Below are 25,373 nucleotides of genomic sequence, written 5' to 3' on the forward strand. Positions count from 1 at the left end.
CGGGCCTCTCCTGCGGTCGTACTTTCGTGCCATCTAATCGGCACTTCTGTGCGGATCCTTCTCCCACAAGATGAGCATGTGTTCGAGCGAGACCACCGTCGAGGTCGACACGACGCGTGTGGTCGAGATCGAGTGGGGGGCCGATGAATATCGCAATGCAGTCCGAGAAGGCGGCGAGCAGGCTGCGGCTGCGCCATGATCTGGTTTTCGCGCAGGTGCCCGGCGGAGCCCTGGTCCGGCACTCCGACGGAGGTTTCGTTCTGCGCGGGCAGACGACGTATCGGTGGCTCGCCAGCCTCGCCCCGTTCCTCGACGGCTCACGCACGGCCGAGGAGCTGGTGGCCGGACTTGATGAGTCTCGATCCCAGATGGTCGACAGTCTTCTCGCCGTTCTCCGCGACCATGACGCGGTGTCACTGATCGACGGAGACCCGGTCGACCCGACGGGGCCTCTTGCCCCGTTTCGAGCACAGATCGCCTACATCGACCATTACGCGAACGATGGTCTCGAGCGGTTTCGTCGCTTCCGCGCTGCGCATGTCACCGTCGAGGGCGACCCAGAAGTCAGCGACGTCGTCCGACGGGGCCTGCAGCGCAACGGCCTGCTCCGCACGGCGGACGCGGATGAGACACCCGCGCCCGGCGCCGCCGCACTGCGGATCGTCATTGACACCACCGGCGACGCCTCGGCGATCGCCCGAGCCACTCGTGAGCCCGGCAGCGCCGTCTACCCCGTGACGCGGATCGGAGACCAGGTCATCCTCGGCCCGATCACCCGTCCCGGTTCCGCGATCAACTGGGCTGCGGCGATGGCCCGGCTGACCGACAACGACGAGACACCCGGCTCCCTCCAGATGTGGCGGGCGATCTCAGATCCCGCCCATCGTGTGTCTGTGGCGTCCCTCACGCGCGTGCAGCTGGGCATCCTCGGGACCACGGTGGCCTACGACGCTTTCCGCTACCTCACGGCGGCCCCACCGGCCGAAGCAGACGACGCGATCGTGATCGTCGACCTCACCACCGGTGACACCTCTCGCGAAGCGGTCCTTCCAGACCCGCGATCATCCGGCATCCGGCCACCGGATGCCGCCGAGGTCCGATCATGGCCAACAGCGAGGGAGAGCGTCGACAACGACGTGGACTCCGACAGGCTGCAGCGCTATCTGCGCCTCGTCGGCGAGAAGGTCGGCGTCGTCACGGGATTCACCGACGAGCTGGTCGACCAGTCGCCGATCAAGATCGCGCGCGCCGTGCACCGGCGGTCGGGTACGTCGACCACGGTGCTGGGGTTCTCGCTGGACAACCTCGGAGACGCTCGTCGGCGCGCAATGGAGGCCGCCGCGCTCCTCCATGTCAGCAACGTCGGTCCGCGTGAGCCGCAGGAGTCGTCCGCATTCAGACGCATTCTCGCCACCGAGCTCGAGATCGCAACGGGTCTCGGCCCCGTCGAGGCCGACGACATGCCTCTCGTCCCCGGAATCACCCTCGGTGGCGAGCGAGTTCTCGTCCCCCAGGCAGCGGTGTGGTCGCGCCATGCAGTGAACTCACGCGGCGCGTTCGAACGCACCACTGCCGGCGAGGGAGCGGGTGCCACCCTTGCCGAAGCTGTGGCCGCCGGCCTGCTGTCAGCCGCAGCCTTCCGCGCGCTGTCCTCGCTGGTGCGCGAGGGCGACCTGCACGACATCCCCGCCGACGGTCTCAACGCGCAGAATGCGTACCTGCTCGACGCGGCTCGCTTGAAGGGTCTGGACCCGGTTCTCGTCGAGCTGCCGCACACCGCGGTGGGGACCGTGTTGCTCGCGCGAGACCTGCGGTCCGGCGAGCACACGCTCGGCTCCGGGTGGGACGTCGATCAGGCCGCCCAGGATGCCTTGCTCCGACTCCTCGGCCGCGTGCTCGTGGCTCCGACCGGGGCCGAACCGGACCGGATGCTCATCCCGGATCTCGATGTGTCGACTCTTGCGTTGCGGACGGTGTCCGAGCCCTTCACCGGGTCGACCGAGGCGTCCCTCGACACGGTGGTGGTCGATACGACGACCGCCGATATCCGGGCGACGGGGGCGCTCCACACCGTGCGAGTTCTGCTTCCGGCCGACAGTTGACCTGCGAGAAGGGAGGAAGACATGGAGAACGGATTGCGGGCGGACCTCGCAGCACTCGAGACCGAGACGTTCGAGATCCTCGACAGCGCCGAGCTGCTGATGGACCAGCAGGGGTTCGCGTGGTCGAGCTGTTCGACGTCCAGCTGCTGTGGATGCACGACCTGCAGCTGCAGCTCGACGAGTTGCAGCGCCACGAGCTCGACATCGACGACCAGCTGCAGCCATATCGGCTGACCCGAGCGGGCGCCACACGCCCACGCACAACCGGAAAGGAGGTGAACGAATGTCCCAGTTGAAAGCCCACATCGCGGTTCTCGAGGCGGAGACCTTCGAGGTGCTCGACTTCACACCCGCCGAAGACATGGCGGCTTCGACCAGTACCAGCTGCGCGTGCAGCACCACATCGACGTGCTCGTGCTCGTGCTCGTCGTGCTGCTCGACGACGAGTTCGAGCTGCAGCTCTACATCGTCGTGTGCGTGACGACCCAGACCAACGGAGAGGAGGGGTGATGATGAATCCCCTTGCACGACAGATCGCCGATCTCGAGGCGCAGACCTTCGAGATAGACGATTTCGCCCAGCTGTCGCAGGACGAAGCGCTCCAGTGGTCGAGCTGCTCGACCTCGAGCTGCTGCGGTTGTTCGAGTTCGAGTTGCGGCAGCTGCTGCGGGTGTTCGTCCAGCTGCGGGTCGACCAGTAAGTGATCTAGGCCGCCTCGGCGGCGATGGAGGAGAAATGACGGCACCCGTAATAGTGCGAGCCGCGGACACGGTACAGGCGTATCTCGACGCCCAGCCGCGACGGAGCGATCGCCCACGTGCACGTGTCCTGGAACTCGGCGCGACCGATGTCCTGGGAATCCACGGTGCCGTCGACACGACGCTGTTCCCCGAGAGGGAGGTCACAACGGTGCACCTCCACGGGCGCGACGCGTACGTGATGACAGGAGTCGAATCTGAACGAGCTGCCTGTGCTCTCTGCTTCCATCGCCGCTGGCAAGCCATTCGTCGGGAGGACGAGCGCGACGCTCTCGAGATGGCGGGAAGTTCCTGCGCGCTGCCGTCGGGCGTCTGGCTGACGCCACTGGTGCTCGACGCGCTGCAGCTGATGGTGGAAGACGATACCCGTGTCCGTCCCTCGACCATGGGGGAGGCCCCCGTGCGCAGGCTGCAGCTCGACACTCTCGCGACCCGGACATTCCCCCTCCTGGCGGACCCCGATTGTCCCGCATGCGGCATGACCCCGGCCAACTCGCCGTCGCGGGCGGCGGTCCCGTTCGCACCCCGCCCGAAACCCGACGTCGACACCTACCGTCTGACCTCGCTGCGCGACTACGCCATGGACATCGACGTCTTCGCGAACCCGGTGTGTGGCGTGTTGGGCCCCCAGGCTCCCGCCGCTTTCGACAACCCGACGACGATCCCCGTCACGGGCTACAGCTACGTGCGCGGGGCAGCGCACCTCTACGAGTTCTTCTGGAGCGGCCACGCCGACAACATCGAGGACTCGCGGCGGCTCGCTGTGCTGGAGGGTCTCGAGCGGTATGCCGGCCTCCTGGCCCGCGGCCTGCCCGAACCCGTCTGGGCTGCGCTTCGCGACCTGGACGTGCCCGCTCTCGATCCTCGTGCGTGCACCCTCTATCCGCGCGAGTTCTACGACTTCAACACGCCCTATTTCGTCGAGTTCACCGAGGACCTCGAGATCCCCTGGGTCTGGGGTCGCAACCTCACCACCGGCACGGATACGTTCGTGCCGCAGCGACTCGTGCATTATCTGGATCAGACGGGCCCGGCATTCGTCGATGAATGCTCGAACGGTTGCGCTACCGGGGGAAGCCCTGAGGAGGCCATCCTGCACGGAGTCCTCGAGCTCATCGAACGGGACTCCTTCCTGTTGACCTGGTTCGCTCGTCATCCTGCGGTCGAGATCGATCCGCTCAGCAGCGGCGCTTCGGACATCTCGATCATGGTGGCGCGGATGGCGCTCGAGGGCTTCGACGTGCGCATGTTCGACACCAGGGTCGACTTGCCGGTTCCCGTCGTGACCGCCGTCGCCGTGCGGACCGACGGACGTCCGGGCGCACTGTGCTTCGCCGCCGGCTCGTCGCTGGACCCGGTGCAGGCGATGCGGGCGGCGCTGTGCGAGGTCGCATCGTATGTCCCGAGCTTCGACCGGCGGATGACGAGCGGCGCTGCCGAGGCTCGCGCGATGTTGAACGACTTCGGCTTGGTTCGCGAGCTCAAGCACCATGCTCTCCTCCACGGAATGGACGAGATGGTCGAGCATTCAGACTTTCTGCTCAGCGAGCGCCGCGCGCAGCCGATGGGGGTTGTCTACGAGGAATGGAACAGGACACGTCCCCGGAACCTCGACCTCTCGGACGACCTGCGGTGGGTCATCGCCGCGCTAGACGACAGGGGGTTCGATCTCCTCGCGGTGGATCAAACGTCGCCCGAGCAACGGTCGATGGGTCTGAACACGTATGCCACGGTCGTGCCGGGGCTGATCCCGATCGACTTCGGCTGGCACAAACAGCGAGCCTTCCACATGGACCGGACCCGCACCGCTCACCGCGACGCGGGGCTTCGCGCCACCGCGTTGCGGTTCGAGGACATCAACCCGGTACCGCACCCGTTCCCCTGATGACCGCCGTCATTCCGACAGGAGCCCACATGCCCACGACGACACGCGTCAGGAAGTACGTCGATGATGTCGTACGGCGCGCCCGTACGCCGATGCCACCGCTCGACCACGTGGTGCTGTGGGACCAGCAGCCCCGGCGCCACAAGGTCTTCTCCGACGCCGCGCAGTTCGAGATGCCCGTCGGCGAGAAGTGCCGTACACGGCTGTCGGATGCGCTCTCATCCCCGTCGACGTCGCCGAGCGATGTGCTGGACGTCGGTAGCTTGGGCCGCGCCCTCCACGACACATATGGTCTCCTCTCGCGTCGTCTGCGCGTGACCGGCAACGATGATGCGGTCAACAAGACGGTGAGCGCGGTGAGCACGTACTCCCGGGGCACGGCGAATGGTGGCGGTCTCTATCCGCTCGAGTTCTACTGGGTGAGCGGTTCTTCGGCGCGGCAGCTTCCCGGTGTGTATCACTGGAACACGGCCTCGGGAACGATGCAAAGGCTTCTTGTCGGCGATGCACACGACAGGGTTCGCGCCGCGATCGACGACGACTGCGGGACCGACCAGTTCCTGCTGGTGACGGTCAAGCTCTGGAAGAACGCTTTCAAATACAACAGCTTCAGCCACCACGTGGTCACCATGGACCTCGGGACGGTGCTCGCCACACTCGCACTGTCCGGGTTGTCGGGCGACTCGGCCGCGCGGACTCCCCGCCTGTGGTTCGACTCCGCGGGTCTCGACGGCCTGCTCGGCCTCGACCCGTTCGAGGAGACGACCTTGGCGGTCTTGCCACTCCCGCCGGGGGCCGGCGACCTGAAAAGAGGGACCGTCACCTCCGAGGCGGGGGTGCGGTTCGAGGAGGCGGAGCGCTTCCCCGGGTCGACGCGCTTCCCTCAGGTGGTCGACGTCATGCGCGACTCCTTCGCGGACACGATCGCTCCTGCGATAGATGTGGTGCTCGCGCGGACGTCGTCGGGTCAGATGACGTCGCTGCCCCCGAGCGCGGAGTCGAGCTCCGCGCTCGGACTGTCGGATCTTCTGGCCGCCAGGCGGTCCAGTTTCGGCACCTTCAGCTCCAACATCCCGCTGGGTCTCGCGGAGCTTGCCCATGTGCTTCGCACCACCGATCGAGGTGCGCGGCTGCTCACCGACGCCGGACGGGCGCAGTTCGCTCGGGTGGCCGTTTTCTGTAACCACGTCGAGGGGATCTCGCCGGGTGGATACGTGTACGACCACGAGCAGGACGCCCTGGTCCGTATCGACGACGAAGATCCCGGGCTCTTCCTTCAGGCCACGTACTTCCTCGACAACTACAACGTCGAGCAGGCGGCAGCCGTGCTCGCCATCCTCGTGCCGGCCGACGACGTGCTCGCCGCAGGTGGCTCGCGGACCGTGCGTCTGCTGAACGCAGTCGTGGGTGCGGCGACCCAGTCCGCCTACCTTGCGGCTACCGACCTCGGGCTCGCGTGTGGTGCTGCCCTGGGGTTCGACAACGTCGCGTACGCCGAGCGTCTGCGCGTGATCGACACCGGCGAATGGCCCTTGATCATGATCATGATCGGCCGCGATCGCGTCGATCAGGCGGATTTCGCCGCACCGCTGGATCTCGACGCGAAGGAGTAGTCATGACCAACCTCTCAGCCCTCGCTCGCCCACGGATCTCTTCCGTCGCGAAGTCGACGCCCCCCCACTTCATGTTCCGAGTCGCGCCGCTGCCCTGGGAACGGCTGCAGGGACTGGCATTCTCTCGGACCGTCGCATGGGCCGACGTCGTGCTGGACGCCGAGGCGCGACTCGACGATGCTGCCCGAACCCTTCCGGACCGCGTGCAGGAGTTCATCGGCGGCCAAGAAGATGACGGGGTCCGTCACGCACTGATCAATCTCCGCCGTGACATCTTCAACGCCCGTGTGCCGCGCGACATCGAGGCGACCCGCGCAGCGCTCGCGATTCTCCCCGATGGCCTGGCGGGTGACATCCTCGAGTGGATCGATCTCGCGCAGCAGACGCGTGACGTGCGCCGAAGCGGCGCCGACGTGTTCCGCGCCGAGCTCCCGCTGCGGAGAGCGGCCCTGCAACGGCTTATCGCGACACCAGTACTGCGCTCCGGGATTCTTCTGGCGTCTCCATCTCTCGACGAGGCCATCCCGCGTTACCTGGCCGCCGATCCCGCCAGCCTGTCGAAGCGCGCCCGGCGCATCGAGCGGTCGGCGAGCGATTATGTCTATCGGACCGTCTGCAAGACGAGTCCCTTCAGCACACTCACCGACGTCGCGCTGGGCGACTTCTCGGGCGATGCTGGCGGTGTGCTCGAGGTCGATCCCGAGGTTCTGGACTCGCAAGCAGCCCGGAGCAATCCCCGGTTGAACATGGCCATGCTGGCACGGGTGAGCGAGGCCATCCTGGCGTCCGACGAGCATCTCGTCGACCTCCCCGTGATGGTCTCGCGTGGATGGACGAGCGATCGTCGGCGCGTCAGGTACATGCGAAGGCAGCGCAAGGTCGGTGACGCCGATGCGGCGATGACCCTCGACACCTTCGACGAGAACGTGTTCTTCCTTGCGCACAGCGACATCGTCGACGATCTCTTCCGTGTGCTCGGAGACCGCATGATGACCATGGGCCGCCTGCAGATCGCGCTCCACTCCCAGCTTCCGCACGACCGTCCCCTCGACGATGTGTGGCACTACCTGCGGCATCTCCTGAGGTTGAATCTGCTGACCGCGCCTGTGCTGACGATGGACATCCATGCGGCGGATCCCGCTGTTCACTTCGCGGACAGGATCGCAGGACTGGAGGCGCCATGGGCTTCCACGCTTTCGAGCGACATCCGTCGGATGACCGACCTCGTAGGGACCTACGCGCAGGCCAGCGTTGACGAGAGACGGCTCATCATCCGCGATCTGCACTCTCACTACGACGCGATGATGCGCGGGATAGGTGTGCAGCAACCGGAGCGGCTGCGCACGGTGGTCTACGAGGACTCTGCGCTGCCGCGCGGCAGCGTCCGTGCGTCGCTCGATGCCTGGGAAAGCGGGCTGTCCGGCGACTTCGCCTCGCTTGCTCGCATCTTGCCCGTCTTCGACTCCCTCACCCCGCACCGGTTGATGGTGCGCGGGTTCTTCGACGCCCGCTACGGGGCACGCGGAACATGCGACGACATCGTGAAGTTCACCCACGACTTCCACCTCGACGTCTACGACCAGTACCTCCGCTACTCGGCCAACAGACGGCCTTTCGTCGACAACGAATATCAGGACCAGGAGAACTGGTTCAAGATGGACGAGGTCCGCGCTCTCGATGAGGCACGGCGCACCCTGGTTCGTGCGATGCGCTCGCGGTATGCCGCGCACGATGGTGCCGGTGACCTCGTTCTCGACGATGCCTTCGTCGAGGAGGTGGCGGCCGCGCTACCCGATCTGGGCGACCGGCTGGACCCGCGCGCCTACTTCGGCCAGATCGGCGAGATAGACGGCCGCGATCGGTGCGTCCTGAATCGCACCTATACGGGCTTGTCACTGCTGTTCTCGCGTTTCCACCACTGCTTCGCGGAGTCCGGCGACACCTCTCTCGTCGACGCGTTGCGAGAGCACCTGCGCAGCATCACTCCGCCCGGCGCCGTCTTCGCAGAGATCACCGGGGGATACGACACGTCGAACCTGAACCTGCATTCCGTCGTCACGCCGTACGAGATCGTCTGTCCCGGTGAGGTCTCGTTCCGCGACACGGACGAGCAGTTGCCTGTGGAGGATCTCTCGATCGTCCGTGACCCCTCGTGCGGCCGGCTTCTCCTCCGCTCACGGCGACTGGACGTCGAGGTGATCCCGGTCTATCTGGGTTTCCTCATGCCCATGGCACTGCCGGAGATGCAGCGGCTGCTCCTGGCGTTCTCGCAGAGTCGGATCGCGAGCCTCGACCTCTGGACGGGGACCGACGAACCTCTGGGCGGGGGCGAGATAGGCGGCCATCCGCGGGTGCGGCTAGGCGACCTGGTGCTCGTCCGACGAGTGTGGAAGACGGACCCGGCTTCGCTCCCCGAGGGTCTGTTAGGCGCGGATGGCGCGGAACGGATGCTCGGCTGGAGACGGTGGACGCGCAGGCACGGTCTACCGCGTTACGTCTTCGTCACGCCTGATGCCGCCGGTGGGGACGAGGGCGAGGGTGATGACTCCGCCGTGCGTTTCGGTAAGCCGCAGTTCGTCGACTTCGAGGACCATTTCTGTCTCGACATCCTCGACCAGTTGGCCCAGCGCGCGAATCGGCGCCTGGTCTTCACCGAGATGCTGCCGGTACCGGAGAGCCTGCCCGCGCGGAATGCGGCTGGGGAACGCTTCGTCTCGGAGATCACCTTCGAGTTCAACGCTCCGGCGGTGACACGATGACCGCGGTTCGTCCGATATCGCCCGTCGCCGTCGAGGCCGAATTGCCCCCCGTGGTGGATCCGGATGCCGCCGGCGAATGGATTGCCGTGCACGTCTACTATTCGAGCAACAACCACCCGTTGCTCGTCGACGCCGTTGGACCTGTCATCGACGGGCTTCGCCGAGACGGGCTGCTGGAATCGTGGTTCTTCATCAGGTACTGGATGGAGGGGCCGCATCTGCGCGTGCGACTCAAGCCGAGACGTATGGGCGATCAGCAGATGGTCGTCGACCGGCTGTTCTCGGCTCTCGACGCGTTCCTCGACGACCGTCCTGCTCTCTACGAGATGGACGAGCGTGAGACGTCCGGCCTGTTCAAGGAGATGTTCCTCGGCGAATACGACGAGCAGCAGTGGAATGAGCTGTACGGAGAGACCGGCTCCATGCCTATGCGCCCGAACAACAGCTACGTCGTCATGCGCTACGAGCCCGAAGTCGGACGATATGGGGGTACCGAGGCGATCAGCGTGGCGGAGAAGCACTTCGAGGCATCCAGCGACCTGGTGCGCACGCTCGTGGAGACGACGAATGTGCACGTGCGATCGGTGCTGTTCGGGCTTTCCGCGCAGCTGATGACGGTGATGCTGGGCGTGTTCCAGGACGACATCGACCGATCGGCGCTCTTCCTGTCGGCATACCGCACGTACTGGGAGCGATCGGGCTCGGGCGAGGCGGCGCCGCGCCACGATGCATACGCTCGAGCGTTCGACACCATGCAGGGCGGTCTGCGCGAACACCTCGGCACGGTGTACGAGGCTGCCGCTCGCAGGGATACCGATGAACTGAACGGCTTCTTGAAGGAATGGGCCGAGCACTGCATCGACCTTCACGACACGCTTTCTGCTGTCGCCGACAGGGGAGAGCTCACGTTCCCGCTCGGCCCGGACGGCGGCACGATCCCCGTCGACATCACGACGGGGGCACAGGCTCTCCTCAGTGGGTATCTGCACATGACGAACAACCGTCTGGGGGTGAGCATCATCGACGAGTGTTACATCGCCTATCTCATCGAGCATGCCCTCACTCAGGGTGGAGCCGATTCCGCCAGCACCGACCTGCAGTTCATGTTCGGGGGGACAGGGGCCGACCGATGAATGGCGGCGACACTCTCGACCTGCTGCGCGATGCGCGCCCGCAGCTGGTCGATGATGTGCGCATCGGTCCCGGCCTCTGGGATGTTCCGTCGACACGCTTCGTGATGCACGATGCGCGGACGGGATGGTATTTCCGCATCGGCGAGCACGAGCAATTCCTTGTTTCACGTATGGACGGCGTGCGCACCGTCGACCAGCTGGAAGACGAGTTCATCGAGCATTACGAACGGCGACTCACCGAGCCGCTGTGGAATTCCCTGCTCGGACTGCTCGCTCAGCGAGGCCTCCTGGTGGGGTCGGCTACGCCGGTCCAGCTGCAGAGCCTGCGAGACGCCCGAGAGCGAGAACGCGGAGAGGCTCGCACGTGGCTGCACGCCCGGATGCCGATCGTGAAGGCGGATCGGATCCTTCGCCGCATGGCCGTCGCGGTGCGGGTGCTCGATCATCTCGCCGTCTGGCTGCTGGTCTGGGTGGCCGCGGCGGCGCTGGTTGTTCATGTCAGCTCCAACTGGGATGTGCTCTGGCCCGCCGCCCGGTCGCTCTGGACGGATCCGGTGGCGATCGCCGTCTTCATCGTCGTCATGTGGGCCTCCCTCGTTCTTCACGAGCTTGCTCACGGCGCGACGGCGTGGGCCTACGGGGCGCGTGACATCGAGATCGGCGTCATGTGGCGATTTCCGTTCATCTCGCCCTATTGCAAGGTCGACGACACGATGCTCTTCCACGATCGCTCCCGCAGGGTGAGGGTGGCTCTCGCGGGCGTGACGGTATCCGTCGCGGTGTGTCTACCGTTCTGGCCGCTGTCGCTCGTCGCCGACGGGACGCTCGCCACCGTCTGTGCGGCGATGATGACGTTCGGTCTGCTCACCGGCCTGATCAATCTCGTCCCGCTCTTTCACATGGACGGCTACTACGCGCTCATGCACGCTCTCGGCGCCTTCGATCTCGAGGCTTCCTCACGAGCGGCGCTGGTCGGCCTCGCACGTCGCAGCCGCGAAGCGGGCAGTCGGGAATCCGGCCACCGAACCGCGTCGCTGGTGTACGGCCTCTTCTCGCTCCTGTTCATGAGCGCGATGGTGTTCGGATTCGCGGTCGCGGGATATCTGGCCCTCCAACCGCTGCTCGGTCCGTGGCCCGCGGTAGTCGTGGTGTGCAGCGGGGTGCTGGCAACCTTCGCCATCGGGGTGCTGGCGACGCGGCGGACGCGGGCCAAGCGCAGGGCGCAGACGGGCACCAGGACACCGATATCGAAGAGATGGGGTCAGACATGACGATCAGCGACACGGACAACGCGATCAGCACGACCGCGTTGACGAAGACCTTCCGCCGCGGGACCGCGGTTGACGCCGTCAGCCTGCAGGTGAGACGGGGCGAGGTCTATGGGTTCGTCGGTCTCAACGGCGCCGGGAAGACGACGTTCATGCGGATGCTCGTCGGTCTCGCGCGACCGAGCAGCGGTTCGTTCTCGGTACTCGGGAGTGCGACGCTGAGCAACGACGTGCTGCGGAGAGTGGGCACGATGATCGAGGGCCCGACCTTCTACCCCGGTATGACGGGGCGCCAGAACCTCGTGCTCATCGCCAAGTACGCCGGCCTCGCCCGGACAGCCGTCGACACCGCGCTGGAGGCGGTCGAGCTGGGTGATCGCGGGGATGACGTTTTCAGGACGTATTCGCTCGGGATGAAGCAGCGCCTCGGACTCGCCGCCGCGCTGCTCGGAGAACCAGAGCTGCTGATTCTCGACGAGCCGACCAACGGGCTCGATCCCGCCGGTATTTCGGCGATGCGCGATCTGATCCGCGCGCAGTCGCAGCGGGGCCGCTCGGTGCTGCTGTCCAGCCATCTGCTCGGCGAGGTCGCCCACGTGTGCGATCGCGTGGCGGTGCTCCACCACGGGCGGATCATCGCGATCGGCACCCCTGCCGAGATCGAAGCTGCGCACGGGGAGGCGCCGAAAATCATCGTGACGACCACCGACGTCGAGGCTGCGCTCGACGTACTGCGCTCGCACGCGGAGGTCGACGAGGTCCGGCCTACCGGCGAGGGCGTCGAGGTCGTCGCGGCGAAGGACATCTCGGCGTCGGTCACGGTGGCCCTGGTTTCGGCCGGAGTGGATGTGACGGGTGTCCGGCGGGACCACCGCTCCCTGGAAGATGTCTTCCTGCAGATGACCGCGGCCGACGAACGGAGGAGCTCATGATGTCCACGGTGGATGCAGAGCTGTACGGGATGCGGCACCGTAGGGCTTTCACCGTCCTGCCCATCGTCTGGCTTCTCCAGATCGTGCTGTTCGCCTATCTCGCGAACTTCATCGTCGCGATGACCGTCGACGGACTCACCGAGGAGCAACGCGCCGCGATGAAAGCGAGCCTGGGCACGGACGCAGTGTCTGCGGCCGTCCTCGGGTCGCTTCCGATGTACGGAGCCCCGGTGCTGATCATCCTCGGCGCGCTCATGGCAGCCGGAGACGAGAGATCGGGAATCCTCCGTCTCACTCTGAGCCGCGTGCCCGAGCGCGCTACCGTGCTGGTGGGTAAGCTCACGGCGCTCCTCCTGCTGGTCTCCGTCGTCATCGTGCTGTCGATGGTCACGGCCGCCGTGTGCGCCGTCGTCTTCTCGGCCATCGACGGAGCGTCGATGCGATGGAACGCTGTCGCGATCGTCGCCGACACCGCGGCTTCCTGGCTGATTGCCGTGGCCTGGGCGATGTTCGGCTTCATGCTGGGTATCGTTACCCGTTCGCTCGCGGCCAGCATCGCGATCGGCGTGCTGTGGGCGCTTGTCGTCGAGCAGATGGTTCACGGGCTTGCGGCGGTGGCCACCGTGTTGGCGCCCGTGCGCGTCGGGCTCATCAGCGGGGCGTCCGCGGTCCTCGCAGACGCCGCCGGTATCGCCACCATGCCGGGCGGCGTCCCCGACGCACCCCTGGGGATCGCGATCCTCGTGCTCGTCGCATGGTGCATCCTCAGCGCGGGCGTGGCGGCGGTGGTGTTCCGTGCGCGTGACATCCGATGACAGGGAGAAAGCCGAAATGACGACTGAAGAATCTATCCACCCGCGCGGTCTCCAGCGATTCGCGGCCGTCGGCGCTGTGATCGGAGTTGCGAGCGCCGTCGCCGCGTCTGTGCTGCACTTCGGCTTCGCCGACGTCGGAGCGGCCCGCACGCTCGCCTTCGTCGGGATGATCGGCGCATTTGCGGCGGGTGTCGCCGCGGTCACGAGCAGGTCGAGCGGTCAGAAGGCGGTCTTCGCGATCATCGCCGTGCTGTGTCTGATCGCCTCGTCGACTGTATTCGGAATGACGTTCTCTTAGATCGCGACGACGAAAGGATGGCACCATGACGATGCTGAGGGCCGAAGTGGCGGCGCTGGAGGTCGAGACATTCGAGGTACTCGACCTCGCCATGACCGACGATCTCTCGGCGGCTTCGACGAGCACGACGAGCAGCGCGTGCAGCACCACCTCGACCTGCTCGTGCTCGACGTCGTCGTGTTGCAGTACGACGTCGACGAGTTGCGCGTCCACGTCGTCCTGCGCTTAGGTGCCAGACGTTCTCTCACGCGGTGACCCCGCGCGACGATCGGGAGCGACCCGTCAGCGCGAACGCTGCTCCGTGATATCGGCGACGGTTGCGCCGTAGGCGGCGATGAGAGCGTCGGCGTCGACGAACAGGCTGTAGCCGTGCGCGCCGGCGCCCATCGCGATGCGTCGGCCCGCTATGGACGAATCGGCGAAGACCGGCCAGTCATGGGTGCTGCCGATCGGCACGATCGTGCCGCGTTCGTACCCGGTCGCCGCGAGGGCGAGCTCGGGCTCGGGCAGGCGCAGCTTGTTGACCCCCACGAGGGCGCGGAGCTTCGGCCACGAGATGACCCGGTCGCCCGGGACGAGCGCGAACAGATACGTGTCGTCGCTCCGCTTGACCACGAGCGTCTTGACGATGTCGTCGGGTTCGAGACCGAGGAGCGCGGCGGCCTCATCGAGGCTCGCAGCATCCGGACGCGGCCGAACGACGACATCGAGCCCACGCTCGGCCGCCGCGAGGCGGACCCGAGACGTGGGCTCGAGATCTTCTGTCATCCGATTCAGGCGTCGGGAGCGCGCAGCGGGTCGTCGGCAACCCACAGCTCGTCGTCCGCGCGAAGCGTCTGCCAGGCGGCGTAGAGCACGCCGGCTGCGGCCGTGACGCCGAGGATCAGAGCGATGACGCCACCGGCGCCGCGCTTCTTCTTCGGCTCCGGCAGTGCGGCACGCGACTGGAACTTCTTCGTCGCCTTCTTGCCGTACTTGGCGGCGTTCTTCTTCACCGACGACAGGTCGAGGTCGACGCCGCGGCCATGGGCGAGGCGTCCACGGGTGTCGTTGGCCGCATCCCACACGGAGAGCGCGCCGCCCACGACAGCACCGGCGGCGGGGATGAGCGCGCCGTTGTAGACCTTGCGGGTCGCGCGAACGCTCTTGTCGACGTACGGCGCCGCGTACTGCTCGTAGGTGTTCTGAACGGCGGGCTTGACGTGCTCGCGGTTGTAGTTGCCCAGCTGGTGGCCGGCGTCGCGTGCGACTTTAGCGGCCTCTCCCATCAGGACCTGCTGCGACTCCCACAGGGTGTTCGCCTGCTTCTGGAGCTTGCGGAGTTGCTTCTTGCGCTTGCGGCTGAGGCTCACGTGGGCCCTCCCTGCATCGTGGGACGTTTTCCCTCATCTTGCCAGAGAGCGCTCCAGCCAGCAGGGCATTGACAGGTGCGAGAATGGCACACATGCCTCAGCACACTGCAGTAGCGACGATCCACACCAACCACGGCGACATCGTCGTCAACCTTTTCGGCGACCAGGCCCCCCGCACGGTGAAGAACTTCATCGGTCTCGCCGACGGTTCGCAGGAGTGGACCAACCCCGCCACGGGCAAGCCCGGCGAGGGCCCCCTCTACACCGACGTCATCTTCCACCGCATCATCCCGAACTTCATGATCCAGGGCGGCGACCCGCTCGGTCAGGGCATCGGCGGCCCCGGCTACAACTTCGACGACGAGATCAGCCCCGAGCTGGACTTCCAGAAGCCCTACATCCTCGCGATGGCGAACGCGGGCCTGCGCCGCAACGCGATCACGGGCAAGGCCGAGGGCACGAACGGCTCGCAGTTCTTCATCACCACCGACCCGACCCCCTGGTTGCAGGGCAAGCACACCATCTTCGGCGAGGTCGCGGATGACGCGTCGCGCCAGGTCGTCGACACGATCGCCTCGGTGAAGACCGGCGCACAGGACCGTCCGGTCGACCCGGTGGTCATCTCGTCGATCGACGTCGTCACGGTCTGAGCGGTACGTGAGCGCGTCCGAGCTGCGGAGCAACCCCGACAACTTCTGTTACCGGCATCCGGATCGGCAGAGCTTCGTGCTCTGCCAGCGGTGCCTGCGCACGATCTGCGCGGAGTGCCAGACCCAGATGCCCGTCGGAGTGATCTGCCCCGAATGTCTGCGTGATCAGCAGAAGAGCTCGGACGCGCCGCGTCCCCGCCGCGCACCGCGCGTCCTGCGCGCGGTGCGCTCCGACGACTCACGGCCGCTGGTCACCTACGGGATCATCGGCGTGACGTTCTTCGTGTTCATCGTCGGACTCATCCCGGGCCTGGGGTCCGTGGTCACGTCGACTCTGGCGATGTACCCCCCGTTGCTCTACCCGGAGTTCAGCGGCACCTTCGAGCCGTGGCGGCTGTTCACGGTGCTGCTCGTCCACAGCGGCTTCTGGCACGTCGGGCTCAACATGCTCGCGCTCTGGATGCTGGGGCGCAGCCTCGAGCCGATGCTCGGTCGCGGCCGCTTCCTCGCGCTCTATCTGCTCAGCGGCCTCGGGGGATCGGTCGCAGTCGTGCTGTTCGGGTTCTCATCGGCTGTCGTCGGTGCGTCGGGCGCGATCTTCGGCCTTTTCGGCGCCCTGCTCGTGATCGGCCGTCATATCGGCGCGAACATCACGGGAATCGCCGTGGTTCTGGGAATCAACCTCGTCATCACGTTCCTGCCGCTGCTCCTGAGCGGGCTCGGCGGAAGCGCAGGCACGCAGATCTCGTGGCAGGCGCACGTCGGCGGCTTGGCGGTGGGCGCGCTCGTCGGCTTCATCTTCGCGCGCACGCGAACGATCCGCCGTCAGCGCTTGCAGGTCTGGCTGCTCGGCGCCACCGCCGCGGGGCTGATCGCTCTGCTCGCGGTGCCCCTCGCCCTCTACTGACGAAAGTTATCCACAGGCCTATCCCCAGGTGGGGATGGAATCACACCGGTGTGATTCACCCCATGTGGACAACCGGTCAGCGCCACCGCGTGGTCATGAGGAAGCCCACGAAGGCGATGCCGAAACCGATCACCAGGTTCCAGCCCCCGATACCGGGCACGGGAAGCGTGGAGTTGCTGAGATAGAAGACGAGCACCCACACGAGTCCGATGAGCATCAGCCCCAGCATGATCGGCTTGAACCAGACCGGGTTAGGTGCGTCATCTGCGGGGCGTCGCTCCACGGTCGGGTCGTCGTGGTCGCTGGAAGATGCCATGGGAGAATCCTAGCCGTCGGACCTCGAGTCGCCCGGGCTCACCCGTCAGGACTCCCACAGGCCGGCCGTGAGACAGTAGGGGAGTGCTCCGCCTCGGTGATGGCATGCCGAATCGAGAGGGGCCGAGATGCCCGCATGGTGGGAACAGATCGTCCACGCAGTGACCGGGCGCGTCAGCCGGCACGACGACCTGCCGGATCTGCGGGAGCTCCCGTCTCGCGCGGTCAGACTCGAACGCACTCACTATCTCGTGAACGACCGTGAGCGACAGAGCCGTCATCCTCGTGCCTATGTCCTGCGTACCGAAGTGGACGCGTCTCGGGGCCGCGGCAACATCGCAGCCTTCTCGAACGGTCGCGGTGTGGGATATCTCCCGGAGTCGGTCGCGGCCGAGATGCATCCGCTGCTCGACGACCTCGGCGGTGCCGCGGTTGTCAACGGCGCAGGCGTCAGGACCGGCAGCATCCGCCTCTGGGTCGATCTGCCGACATCCAGCGCGGTGCGCCGTCTCGTCGCCACAGTGAGTTCTTCCAGGGCTGCGGGCTAAACTCTGCGACTGTGGAGAGCACTCGCACGTCGTCCCGACGCTCACGTCGCTCGCCGTCGCGCCCGCGGCGACGCGTGAGTGTGATCAGCGTCTTCGGCGAGCTCCTTCTGACCGCCGGTGTGGTGATGCTGCTCTTCGTGAGCTGGCAGATGTGGTTCGGCGACATGATCATCGGATCGCAGAAGCAGGCGGAGGCCGCGGCGCTCGCGCAGCAGTGGCAGACCCAGGCCCAAGAGGCTCCGACGCCGGCCGAGACGCCTACCGGTGAGCCCGAGCCGGTGGACCCCGCCGCGATTCCCGTGCTGGCCGAGCCCGAGCCGGGCGCGGAGTTCGGCATCATGTACATCCCGCGTTTCGGTCCCGACTGGCAGTTCACCATCGCGAACGGCACGGCGAAGAAGGCGATCCTCGACAAGGGCCACATCGGTCACTACGAGGGTTCCGCGATGCCGGGCGCCGACGGCAACATGGCTGTCGCCGCGCACCGGTGGACCTCGGGTGCGCCCTTCGACCCGGTCGACCGGCTCGTGGTCGGCGACGCCATTGTCATCCAGACCCAGGACGGCTGGTACACCTACCGATTCCGCAACGTCGAGTACGTGCAGGACACGGCGATCGAGGTACTCAACCCGGTTCCCCAGCAGGTCGACCTCAGCGCTAACGGCAAGTACCTCACCCTCACGAGCTGCGCCCCGAAACTCAACATGCTCGAGCGCATCATCTCGTACGCGGTCTTCGAAGAGTTCACCCCGACCTCGGCGGGTCCGCCGGCGTCGCTGACAGAGGGAGTCTCCGCCTGATGTACGGAGCACTGTGGCGAGTTCTCCCCGGACCCTGGTGGCTCCGGCTGTTCTTCCTGCTCATCCTCGCGGCTGCGGTCGTCTATGCGCTGTTCTTCTGGGTGTTCCCTGCCATCGCGCCGTTCTTCGCGCCGGGCGAGGAGTCGACGGTCGGGTGACCGCGATCCTCGTGATCGACAATCACGACAGCTTCATCCACACTCTGGTCGGCTATCTCCATGAGCTCGGCGCTGAGACCGAGATGGTGGAGTCGGATGCCGTGAGCGACCCCTCACACGTGATGGCGGGCTTCGACGGCGTCCTCGTGTCGCCGGGACCGGGCACTCCGGAGGATGCGGGCGCCTCGATCGACGTCGTGCGCGCAGCCGCGGCATCCGCGGTTCCGCTGCTCGGGGTGTGTCTCGGGCATCAGGCCATCGCGGTCGCGTTCGGCGCGACGGTGGGGGAGGCGCCGGAACTCATGCACGGGATGACGTCGGACGTGCGACACGACGGGTCTTTCCTGTTCGAGGGCGTGCCGACGACCTTCGCGGCGGGCAGGTACCACTCTCTCGCCGTCGACGCCGCGACGGTGCCCGCCGAGCTGCGGGTCACCGCACGCGCGCCGGGCGGCACGGTCATGGCGATCGCCCACCGTGACGCACCCGTCGTCGGCGTGCAGTTCCATCCCGAGTCCGTGCTGACCGATGGCGGCTACCGGATGCTGGGGAACTGGCTGGCGTCGGTCGGACTGAACGGCGCGCAGGAGCGCGGGGCGCGGTTGCACCCGCATCGACGGGATGCAACCGTCACCTGAACCGGTGCGCCGGAGCCGGTGAGGCGCGGGTCTCAGCTGCCGGTGCAGACCCGGAGCGTGACGGTCGATCCGATCGGGACCTCGCCCGGTGCCAGCGACTGCGACGAGACGGTGCGACCGCCCGCTGCTGCCGCGCAGCCCGGGTCTTCGATGACCTCGGGGATCAGCTGACGCGATTCCTGCTGCAGCTCGCGCTCGGCGGCCTCGACGGTGTACCCGGTCAGGTCGACGAGGGTCACGGTGCCGCTGGCGACGACGAGGTTGACCGACGATCCCATGGCGAGAGCCGAGCCCTCGGGCGCCGACGCCTCGATGACCGTGCCGGCAGGCAGGGTCGGATCGTTGCGCGATCGAACGGTGCCCAGCTGCAGCCCGGCACGTTGCAGCGCTTCGGTCGCCTCGGTGCGTGAGAGGTTCTGGAGGGTCGGGACGGTAGCCATCTCTTGGCCCGTCGAGACGTAGACGGTCACGCGCTGGCCCGGCGAGAGGGTGATGCCTGCTGCGGGCTCGGTGCTGATGACGTCGCCCGGCGGCACCGCGTCGTCGCTGCGGTCGGAACGGACCGGATCCAGCTCGGCTTCTTCGATGAGATTCTCCGCCAGGTCCCACGACTTGCCGGCGACCTCCGGCACGACCCGCGACGTACTAGGCACGGTCGTGGTCGTGTCACGGAATGCCAGGACCCAGATGAGCACCGCGATGAGCAGGGCGGCGAGCACCGCCACTCCGGCCCAGATCCAGCTGACGGGCGGGCCGGACTGCGTGCGGCGCATCGTGTTGTCGGTGCTGAGCTGACGCAGGGATCGTGCCGTCTCGGCCGCGTGCCGCGGATCCGGCCCGTACAGCTCGCTCGCGAGGGCCCCCATCTGACGCTTGGTCGGCTGCTTGCCGCCGACCGCCTGGTCGAGCGCGGCACGGAACTCCGTCGCGTCCTGGAATCGCTGGAACGGGCTCTTCGCGAGAGCGCGCAGCACGACGGCATCCAGCGCGCGCGGCACGTTCTCGACGATCTCCGACGGCGGCAGGGGAGCTTCACTCACGTGCTGGTAGGCGACGGCAACCGGCGTCTCACCGCGGAACGGCGCCCGCCCGGTGAGCAGTTCGTAGAGCACGACACCGGTCGAGTAGAGGTCGGCGCGCGCGTCCACCGGCTCGCCCTTGGCCTGCTCGGGGGAGAAATAGGCCGCCGTGCCGATGATCGCCGTGGTCTCCGCGACCGTCGACGACGAGTCCGAAACGGCCCGGGCGATGCCGAAGTCCATGACCTTCACGGTGCCGGCGTCGGTGATCATGACGTTGCCCGGCTTGATGTCGCGGTGCACGACCCCGGCGCGGTGCGAGTACTCGAGGGCTTCGAGGATGCCGTCGACGTAGCGCACCGCATCCGACTCGCTGATGGGGCCGGCTTCGACCATGTCCTTCAGCAGTCGACCCGTCACGAGCTCCATGACGATGTACGGCACGGAGTGGTCACTGCCGTCGGGGTCGGTCTCGGTGTCCTCACCGGCGTCGAACACACGGACGATCGACGGGTGGGCCATCCGCGACGCGGCCTGCGCCTCGAGGCGGAACCGCATGCGGAAGCCGGGGTCGTCGGCCAGCTCGCGCTTGAGCACTTTGATCGCCACGTCACGCCCGAGGGTGACGTCGTACCCCCGGTACACGCTCGCCATTCCACCGCGCCCGATGGGCTCGTCGATGCGGTAGCGCCCTGACAGCACACGTTGCTCTGCCGACACGTCACTCCCTGCGTTCGACTCGTACTCGGATGTGGGACTCATGGTCGAACCGGAATCAGTCGTCGCTTCCGCTGCCGTTCCCGCCGCCGTTGCCGCTTCCGCCGCCGTTGCCGCCGCCGTTCCCGTTCTGGCTGGGGTTCGGAGAGGGCGCCGTCTGGATGGTGGCGGCGGCCTCGGGGGAGGCGGGCGACGTGCGGTCACCGTTCTCGCCGGCGCAGGTGACGGTGTACGTCACCGAGAGCGCTCCGGAGTCGCCGACGGTGACGGGCGCGGGGCGCTGGTTAAGGCTGAAGCTCGACGTGGTCTGGCCGTTGGCGAAGGTCCCGCCCGACACCGTGAAGCGGTACTCCGACGGCGTCAGGCCGGCGGGGCACGAGTAGCTCGACCACATGACCTGAACCGTCGAGCCGGCGGTCACGCTGGTGACGGTCTGGCCGTTGGACTGGATCGTCGGAGCGGCGGGGGCGTTGAGCGGGCTCTGCTCCGCGTACGACGTGAGGGTCACCGAATCGGTGGGCTGCACGTTGCCGAGCGGCACCACCTCGTAGACCTGACCGACCTGGTCCTCGCTGGGCGCGGCGTTGCCGGGTGCGCAGGTCACGTTCTCGAGGCCGGCCCGTTCGGCGACGGCGAGGGCGTCTTCGCACGAGCGGCCGATGAGGCCGAGGTCGTCGACGTTGATCGACGCCGGAGTGCTCGGGCTCGGCGGCGTGGACGGGGTGTTCTCCGGAGTGGAGGGTGCCGCGTTGGTCGGAGTCGACGGGTCGGGCTCGGGGTCTCCGCCGCCGGAGAGCAGGGCGAACAGCGTGCCGCCGAGCACGATGACGAGCAGGGCGATGAGCGCGACGAGCGGCCAGGTCCACCGGCTGCGCTTGCGCTTCGGCGTCTCGGCGAGGTTGTCGTCCGCAGCAGCGAGTTCGGACGCAGCGCCCGCCGCACCCGCGGCCGCGAGGCCGGCCCCGGCAGCGGCGGCTCCGGCCGGGAGCAGCAACGTCGCCGTGTCTCCGCCTGCGGAGGGCATCAGCTGCGTGACGTCGCTCGTGCCCGCACCGGCCGCGATCGCCGGCACCGCGGCATGCGCCGCGGCGAGATCGCCACGGCGAAGAGCGGATGCCGCGCGCGCGACGGCCGAGGCGGATGCCGGACGGTCGTCGGGCTTCTTCGCGATCATCGCGAGGATGAGCTTCTGCACCGGGTCGGAGACCGTGGCGGGCAGCGGCGGCGGCTGCTCGTTGATCTGCGCCATGGCGATCGCGACCTGCGACTCACCCGTGAACGGACGCTTGCCCGCCACGGACTCGTACGCGACGATGCCGAGCGAGTAGATGTCCGTGGCCGGCGAGGCCGGGTGCCCCGAGGCCTGCTCGGGGGAGAGGTACTGGACGGTGCCCATGACCTGACCGGTCGCGGTGAGCGGAACCTGGTCGGCGATACGCGCGATACCGAAGTCGGTGATCTTCACACGGCCGTCGGGCGTGATGAGCAGGTTGCCGGGCTTGATGTCGCGGTGCACGAGGCCCGCGGCGTGCGCAGCCTGCAGCGCCGAGGCGGTCTGGGCGACGATGTCGAGCGTCTTGTCGGACGACAGCGAGCCCTCGCGCTCGAGGATCGTCGACAGCGCCTCGCCGGGCACCAGCTCCATCACCAGAAAGGCGCTGCCGTTCTCCTCGCCGTAGTCGAAGACGCTCGCGATGCCCTCGTGGTTCACGAGCGCCGCGTGACGGGCCTCGGCGCGGAAGCGCTCGAGGAACCCGGGGTCGCCCATGTACTCGTCTTTGAGGATCTTGATCGCGACAGTGCGGCCGATGACGTGGTCAGTGGCTTCCCACACCTCGCCCATACCGCCGATCGCGATCCGCGAATCCAGTTCGTAACGCCCGCCGAAGCTCACGCCTTGCATGGGTCTCATCTGTTCAGCACCGCCTCGATAACCTTCTTCGCAATGGGGGCTGCGATCCCGCTGCTCGTCCCGGCCTGCCCCTGGCCGCCCCCGTTCTCGACCATCACAGTGACGGCCACCTGGGGGTTGTCCGCCGGCGCGAAGCCGGTGAACCACAACGTGTACGGATCGCCTGGACCGTGCTCCGCAGTGCCCGTTTTTCCGGCGACATCGACGCCGTCTATTCTTGCACCGCTCGCCGCTCCGTCACGGACATTGGCGACCATGAGCGTCCGCATCTGCTCGGCGACATCCTTGCTGAGAGCACGGCCGAACTCGCTCGGCTCGAACTTCTCCTGCACGGTCAGATCGGGTGCGACGACGGAGTCGAGAAGCTGCGGCTTCATCACCATGCCGCCGTTCGCGATGCCGGCCGAGACCTGGTTGATCTGCAGCGGCGTCGCGGTCACGTCCCCCTGACCGAACCCCGAGAGCGCCGTGCGGGCGTCGTTCAGCCCGCGGGGGTACTGCGACGCGGCGGTCGCGAGCGGGATCTCCATCTCGCTGTTGAAGCCGAACTTCTCGGCCTCTTCGCGGATGGCGTCGTCGCCGAGCTCGACAGCCAGTTCGGCCATCGGGATATTGCAGCTGAGCCGCAGCGCGGTCGCGAGAGTGACCGTGTCGCCGGGGCCACAGGTGCCGAGGTCGAAGTTGTGAAGCGTGTTGCTCGTGCCGGGGATCGTCCACGTCGCCGGGTTCGGGAACGTCGACTCGGGCGTGTACTTGCCCGACGACAGCGCGGCGGAGGCCACGACGAGCTTGAACGTCGATCCCGGCGGGTTGAGATCGCCGTCGATCGCCCGGTTGAAAAGCGGCTTGAGCGGGTCGGCCGCGAGTTCGTCGTACGCGGCGTTGACGCCGGCGGAGTCGTGCGACGCGAGCAGGTTGGTGTCGAAGCTCGGGCTCGTGACCATGGCGAGGATGCGTCCGGTCGAGGGGTCGCTCGCGACGACGGCGCCCTCGTAGCCCTGGAGTGCGTCGAAGGCCGCCTGCTGGATTCTCGGGTCCACCGTGAGCAGGACGTTCGATCCGCGCGCCGGTGCGCCCGAGATGATCTGCTCGAGACGAGCGAGGAACTGGGTGTCGTCGGTGCCGGAGAGCGACTGGTTCATGATCTGCTCGATCCCCGACGACGACCCGAGCACCGGGTTGATCCAGCCGGTGAGGGGCGCCCACATCGCGGCATCCGTGTACTGGCGCTGCCAGGAGTAGATGTCGCCGCTCGGCACGGATGCCGCCACGACCGAACCGCCCGCGATGATCGAACCGCGCTGCACCTCGAACGAGTCGTACAGCGTCCGCCGGTTGCCCGGGTTCTCGTTGAGCGCCTGGGCCTGGATCACCTGGATCCAGCTGGTCGAGACGAACAGGGCGAGGAACATCGCCAGCATCACGAAGCTGAGTCGTCGCAGTTCCTTGGTCATCCGATCACCACCCGGGGTCGAGAGCGAACTGCATCCGAGATGCGGAGGAGGAGGGCCACGATGATCCAGTTGGCCACGAGGGACGAGCCGCCGGCAGCCAGGAACGGTGTCGTGAGCCCCGTCAGCGGGATGACGCGGGTCACACCGCCGACCATGATGAACACCTGCAGCGCGATTGTGAACGACAGGCCCGTCGCGAGGAGCTTGCCGAAGTCGTCCTGACCGGCGAGGCCGATGCGCACGCCGCGGCTCGTGAACACCATGTAGAGGCACAGCAGGGCGAAGACGCCGATGAGGCCGAGCTCCTCACCGAGGCTCGGGAAGATGTAGTCGCTCTGCGACAAGGGCGTCATCCAGGGGCGACCCTGGCCGAGCCCCGTGCCGATGAAGCCGCCCTTGGCGAGGCCGTACAGGCCGTTGATGAGCTGGAAGCTTCCGCCGGCGGCGTCGACGTTGTTCGGGTCGAACGGGTTCAGCCAGTTCTGGAAGCGGCCGTTGACGTAGGGGAGCACCTGCGAGGCGAGGATCACGCCGGCGAGAACCAGGCTCAGGCCGATCATGACCCAGCTGGTCTTACCGGTCGCGACGTAGAGCATCGCGATGAACATGCCGAAGATCAGGGTGCCGGTGCCGAGGTCGCGCTGCAGCACGATGATGCCCAGCGAGATCGCCCAGATCACGAGGACCGGACCGAGCTCGCGAGCTCGCGGCCAGGTGACCCCGAGGAATCGAGTTCCGACCGATGTGAGGGATTCGCGCGTGCGGACGAGGTAGCCCGCGAAGAAGATCGCGAGGGCGATCTTCGCCAGCTCGCCGGGCTGGAACGACACGATGCCGCCGATCGACACCCAGACGTCGGCGCCGGCTTCGACGCCGAGGCCCGGGACGAACGGAAGGAGAAGCAGCGCGATGCCCGCGAACCCGAACACGTAGGTGTACCGGAACAGCACACGGTAGTTGCGCAGGGCGATGACGACGATGAGGGCTGCCACGAGGGCGATCGCGCACCAGACGATCTGACGCACGGCCAGCATGTCCCAGCCGGCTGAGGTGCCCTCCAGGTCGATCCGATAGATCATGGCGATGCCGATGCCCGAGAGGAGCGTGGCGATCGGGACCACGAACGGGTCGGCGTCGCGCGCCCGGAGGCGCAGCACGACGTGGATGGCCAGTGCGAGCGCGTCGAGCACGGCGCAGTAGATCAGGAACGACGAGTCGATCGCCCCGTTCTTTCCGAGCTGCACGAGGGCGAGGGCCGCGGCGTTGATGACGAACGCGAACAGGAGCAGGCCCAGCTCGCGGTTGCGCTGCGTCTGCGGCATCCGCAGTTTGCGCAGCGC

General features: G+C 67.2%; 24 protein-coding genes. 15 read left to right on the top strand and 9 right to left on the bottom strand.

What is annotated here, in order from left to right; genetic code table 11:
- Positions 1 to 155: 155 nt before the first annotated feature.
- On the top strand, positions 156 to 2,102 hold the full coding sequence (locus P6897_RS00060) for a hypothetical protein (RefSeq protein ID WP_274179120.1): 1,947 nt from the start codon (positions 156 to 158) through the stop codon (positions 2,100 to 2,102).
- 119 nt (positions 2,103 to 2,221) lie between these two features.
- Complete coding sequence (locus P6897_RS00065) at positions 2,222 to 2,398, top strand: hypothetical protein (RefSeq protein WP_274179119.1); 177 nt, start codon at positions 2,222 to 2,224, stop codon at positions 2,396 to 2,398.
- Positions 2,399 to 2,807: 409 nt separating this feature from the next.
- On the opposite strand, the gene P6897_RS00070 is transcribed toward P6897_RS00065, so the two are convergent.
- On the bottom strand, positions 2,808 to 2,966 hold the full coding sequence (locus P6897_RS00070; protein ID WP_269268424.1) for a hypothetical protein: 159 nt from the start codon (positions 2,964 to 2,966) through the stop codon (positions 2,808 to 2,810).
- Between the two features lie 75 nt (positions 2,967 to 3,041).
- Between P6897_RS00070 and P6897_RS00075 the strand changes: the two genes are divergently transcribed.
- The 7 genes from P6897_RS00075 to P6897_RS00105 are packed head-to-tail and all read left to right on the top strand — an operon-like array spanning position 3,042 to position 13,265.
- Positions 3,042 to 4,745 carry a TOMM precursor leader peptide-binding protein gene (locus P6897_RS00075; RefSeq protein ID WP_282501750.1) on the top strand — a complete coding sequence of 568 codons (1,704 nt, stop codon included), beginning with the start codon at positions 3,042 to 3,044 and terminating at the stop codon, positions 4,743 to 4,745.
- 29 nt (positions 4,746 to 4,774) lie between these two features.
- Positions 4,775 to 6,358 carry a nitroreductase family protein gene (locus P6897_RS00080; RefSeq protein ID WP_282501751.1) on the top strand — a complete coding sequence of 528 codons (1,584 nt, stop codon included), beginning with the start codon at positions 4,775 to 4,777 and terminating at the stop codon, positions 6,356 to 6,358.
- Positions 6,359 to 6,360: 2 nt separating this feature from the next.
- Positions 6,361 to 9,117: a lantibiotic dehydratase gene (locus P6897_RS00085; RefSeq protein ID WP_282501752.1), complete on the top strand. Its 2,757-nt coding sequence runs from the start codon at positions 6,361 to 6,363 to the stop codon at positions 9,115 to 9,117.
- Entirely contained in the window at positions 9,114 to 10,250 is a 1,137-nt protein-coding gene (locus P6897_RS00090; protein WP_274179115.1) for a lantibiotic dehydratase C-terminal domain-containing protein, read from the top strand. The genes P6897_RS00085 and P6897_RS00090 overlap by 4 nt, the downstream gene beginning before the upstream one ends.
- Positions 10,247 to 11,521 carry a M50 family metallopeptidase gene (locus tag P6897_RS00095; protein WP_274179114.1) on the top strand — a complete coding sequence of 425 codons (1,275 nt, stop codon included), beginning with the start codon at positions 10,247 to 10,249 and terminating at the stop codon, positions 11,519 to 11,521. The genes P6897_RS00090 and P6897_RS00095 overlap by 4 nt, the downstream gene beginning before the upstream one ends.
- A complete protein-coding gene (locus tag P6897_RS00100; RefSeq protein ID WP_274179113.1) occupies positions 11,518 to 12,450 on the top strand; it encodes an ABC transporter ATP-binding protein in 933 nt (310 codons plus the stop codon). The genes P6897_RS00095 and P6897_RS00100 overlap by 4 nt, the downstream gene beginning before the upstream one ends.
- Positions 12,450 to 13,265: an ABC transporter permease subunit gene (locus P6897_RS00105; protein WP_274179112.1), complete on the top strand. Its 816-nt coding sequence runs from the start codon at positions 12,450 to 12,452 to the stop codon at positions 13,263 to 13,265. Before P6897_RS00100 ends, P6897_RS00105 begins: the two co-directional genes overlap by 1 nt.
- On the opposite strand, the gene P6897_RS00110 is transcribed toward P6897_RS00105, so the two are convergent.
- The 3 genes from P6897_RS00110 to P6897_RS00120 all read right to left on the bottom strand — a co-directional run bounded on the left by P6897_RS00110 (position 13,216) and on the right by P6897_RS00120 (position 14,915).
- Positions 13,216 to 13,776 (bottom strand): hypothetical protein, encoded by a 561-nt coding sequence (locus P6897_RS00110; protein ID WP_274179111.1) that lies wholly within the window; start codon positions 13,774 to 13,776, stop codon positions 13,216 to 13,218. The two genes, P6897_RS00105 and P6897_RS00110, sit on opposite strands and share 50 nt — an antisense overlap.
- Positions 13,777 to 13,845: 69 nt before the next feature.
- On the bottom strand, positions 13,846 to 14,331 hold the full coding sequence (locus P6897_RS00115) for a YbaK/EbsC family protein (RefSeq protein ID WP_274179110.1): 486 nt from the start codon (positions 14,329 to 14,331) through the stop codon (positions 13,846 to 13,848).
- A gap of 5 nt (positions 14,332 to 14,336) precedes the next feature.
- Entirely contained in the window at positions 14,337 to 14,915 is a 579-nt protein-coding gene (locus P6897_RS00120; protein ID WP_112615535.1) for a DNA helicase, read from the bottom strand.
- A gap of 92 nt (positions 14,916 to 15,007) precedes the next feature.
- On the opposite strand from P6897_RS00120, the gene P6897_RS00125 reads away from it, so the two are divergent.
- Positions 15,008 to 15,565: a peptidylprolyl isomerase gene (locus tag P6897_RS00125; RefSeq protein WP_181574157.1), complete on the top strand. Its 558-nt coding sequence runs from the start codon at positions 15,008 to 15,010 to the stop codon at positions 15,563 to 15,565.
- Positions 15,566 to 15,572: 7 nt separating this feature from the next.
- On the top strand, positions 15,573 to 16,472 hold the full coding sequence (locus P6897_RS00130) for a rhomboid family intramembrane serine protease (protein ID WP_274179108.1): 900 nt from the start codon (positions 15,573 to 15,575) through the stop codon (positions 16,470 to 16,472).
- A 76-nt stretch (positions 16,473 to 16,548) separates the two neighbouring features.
- Here P6897_RS00130 and P6897_RS00135 read toward each other — a convergent pair whose 3' ends face one another.
- Positions 16,549 to 16,788 (bottom strand): cell division protein CrgA, encoded by a 240-nt coding sequence (locus tag P6897_RS00135; protein ID WP_023953414.1) that lies wholly within the window; start codon positions 16,786 to 16,788, stop codon positions 16,549 to 16,551.
- Positions 16,789 to 16,915: 127 nt separating this feature from the next.
- Between P6897_RS00135 and P6897_RS00140 the strand changes: the two genes are divergently transcribed.
- From P6897_RS00140 to P6897_RS00155, 4 genes are all read left to right on the top strand, one after another.
- Positions 16,916 to 17,335 carry a hypothetical protein gene (locus tag P6897_RS00140; protein ID WP_282501753.1) on the top strand — a complete coding sequence of 140 codons (420 nt, stop codon included), beginning with the start codon at positions 16,916 to 16,918 and terminating at the stop codon, positions 17,333 to 17,335.
- A 74-nt stretch (positions 17,336 to 17,409) separates the two neighbouring features.
- A complete protein-coding gene (locus P6897_RS00145; RefSeq protein ID WP_274179106.1) occupies positions 17,410 to 18,135 on the top strand; it encodes a class E sortase in 726 nt (241 codons plus the stop codon).
- A complete protein-coding gene (locus P6897_RS00150) occupies positions 18,135 to 18,293 on the top strand; it encodes a hypothetical protein (RefSeq protein WP_181574158.1) in 159 nt (52 codons plus the stop codon). Before P6897_RS00145 ends, P6897_RS00150 begins: the two co-directional genes overlap by 1 nt.
- Positions 18,290 to 18,931: a gamma-glutamyl-gamma-aminobutyrate hydrolase family protein gene (locus P6897_RS00155; protein WP_282501754.1), complete on the top strand. Its 642-nt coding sequence runs from the start codon at positions 18,290 to 18,292 to the stop codon at positions 18,929 to 18,931. The genes P6897_RS00150 and P6897_RS00155 overlap by 4 nt, the downstream gene beginning before the upstream one ends.
- A 32-nt stretch (positions 18,932 to 18,963) precedes the next feature.
- Here P6897_RS00155 and pknB read toward each other — a convergent pair whose 3' ends face one another.
- The 4 genes from pknB to P6897_RS00175 are packed head-to-tail and all read right to left on the bottom strand — an operon-like array spanning position 18,964 to position 25,355.
- A complete protein-coding gene (gene pknB, locus P6897_RS00160) occupies positions 18,964 to 20,712 on the bottom strand; it encodes a Stk1 family PASTA domain-containing Ser/Thr kinase (RefSeq protein ID WP_282501755.1) in 1,749 nt (582 codons plus the stop codon).
- A 13-nt stretch (positions 20,713 to 20,725) separates the two neighbouring features.
- Positions 20,726 to 22,579, bottom strand: a complete 1,854-nt coding sequence (locus P6897_RS00165; RefSeq protein WP_282501756.1) for a serine/threonine-protein kinase — start codon at positions 22,577 to 22,579, stop codon at positions 20,726 to 20,728.
- Positions 22,576 to 24,033, bottom strand: a complete 1,458-nt coding sequence (locus tag P6897_RS00170; protein WP_282501757.1) for a penicillin-binding transpeptidase domain-containing protein — start codon at positions 24,031 to 24,033, stop codon at positions 22,576 to 22,578. Before P6897_RS00170 ends, P6897_RS00165 begins: the two co-directional genes overlap by 4 nt.
- Positions 24,030 to 25,355 carry an FtsW/RodA/SpoVE family cell cycle protein gene (locus P6897_RS00175; RefSeq protein ID WP_112616917.1) on the bottom strand — a complete coding sequence of 442 codons (1,326 nt, stop codon included), beginning with the start codon at positions 25,353 to 25,355 and terminating at the stop codon, positions 24,030 to 24,032. The genes P6897_RS00170 and P6897_RS00175 overlap by 4 nt, the downstream gene beginning before the upstream one ends.
- Between the last annotated feature and the right edge of the window lie 18 nt (positions 25,356 to 25,373).

It is taken from the genome of Microbacterium sp. BDGP8 (assembly GCF_029991045.1).
GTDB classification, from domain to species: domain Bacteria; phylum Actinomycetota; class Actinomycetes; order Actinomycetales; family Microbacteriaceae; genus Microbacterium; species Microbacterium plantarum.

Coding starts and splice junctions, on each gene's coding strand:
- P6897_RS00125 (WP_181574157.1), top strand. CDS start 15,008: ATGCCTCAGCACACTGCAGTAGCGACGATCCACACCAACCACGGCGAC.
- P6897_RS00135 (WP_023953414.1), bottom strand. CDS start 16,788: ATGGCATCTTCCAGCGACCACGACGACCCGACCGTGGAGCGACGCCCC.
- P6897_RS00165 (WP_282501756.1), bottom strand. CDS start 22,579: ATGAGACCCATGCAAGGCGTGAGCTTCGGCGGGCGTTACGAACTGGAT.
- P6897_RS00080 (WP_282501751.1), top strand. CDS start 4,775: ATGCCCACGACGACACGCGTCAGGAAGTACGTCGATGATGTCGTACGG.
- P6897_RS00075 (WP_282501750.1), top strand. CDS start 3,042: ATGACAGGAGTCGAATCTGAACGAGCTGCCTGTGCTCTCTGCTTCCAT.
- P6897_RS00085 (WP_282501752.1), top strand. CDS start 6,361: ATGACCAACCTCTCAGCCCTCGCTCGCCCACGGATCTCTTCCGTCGCG.
- P6897_RS00095 (WP_274179114.1), top strand. CDS start 10,247: ATGAATGGCGGCGACACTCTCGACCTGCTGCGCGATGCGCGCCCGCAG.
- P6897_RS00115 (WP_274179110.1), bottom strand. CDS start 14,331: ATGACAGAAGATCTCGAGCCCACGTCTCGGGTCCGCCTCGCGGCGGCC.
- P6897_RS00150 (WP_181574158.1), top strand. CDS start 18,135: ATGTACGGAGCACTGTGGCGAGTTCTCCCCGGACCCTGGTGGCTCCGG.
- P6897_RS00105 (WP_274179112.1), top strand. CDS start 12,450: ATGTCCACGGTGGATGCAGAGCTGTACGGGATGCGGCACCGTAGGGCT.
- P6897_RS00140 (WP_282501753.1), top strand. CDS start 16,916: ATGCCCGCATGGTGGGAACAGATCGTCCACGCAGTGACCGGGCGCGTC.
- P6897_RS00060 (WP_274179120.1), top strand. CDS start 156: ATGCAGTCCGAGAAGGCGGCGAGCAGGCTGCGGCTGCGCCATGATCTG.
- P6897_RS00170 (WP_282501757.1), bottom strand. CDS start 24,033: ATGACCAAGGAACTGCGACGACTCAGCTTCGTGATGCTGGCGATGTTC.
- P6897_RS00175 (WP_112616917.1), bottom strand. CDS start 25,355: ATGCCGCAGACGCAGCGCAACCGCGAGCTGGGCCTGCTCCTGTTCGCG.
- pknB (WP_282501755.1), bottom strand. CDS start 20,712: ATGAGTCCCACATCCGAGTACGAGTCGAACGCAGGGAGTGACGTGTCG.
- P6897_RS00100 (WP_274179113.1), top strand. CDS start 11,518: ATGACGATCAGCGACACGGACAACGCGATCAGCACGACCGCGTTGACG.
- P6897_RS00090 (WP_274179115.1), top strand. CDS start 9,114: ATGACCGCGGTTCGTCCGATATCGCCCGTCGCCGTCGAGGCCGAATTG.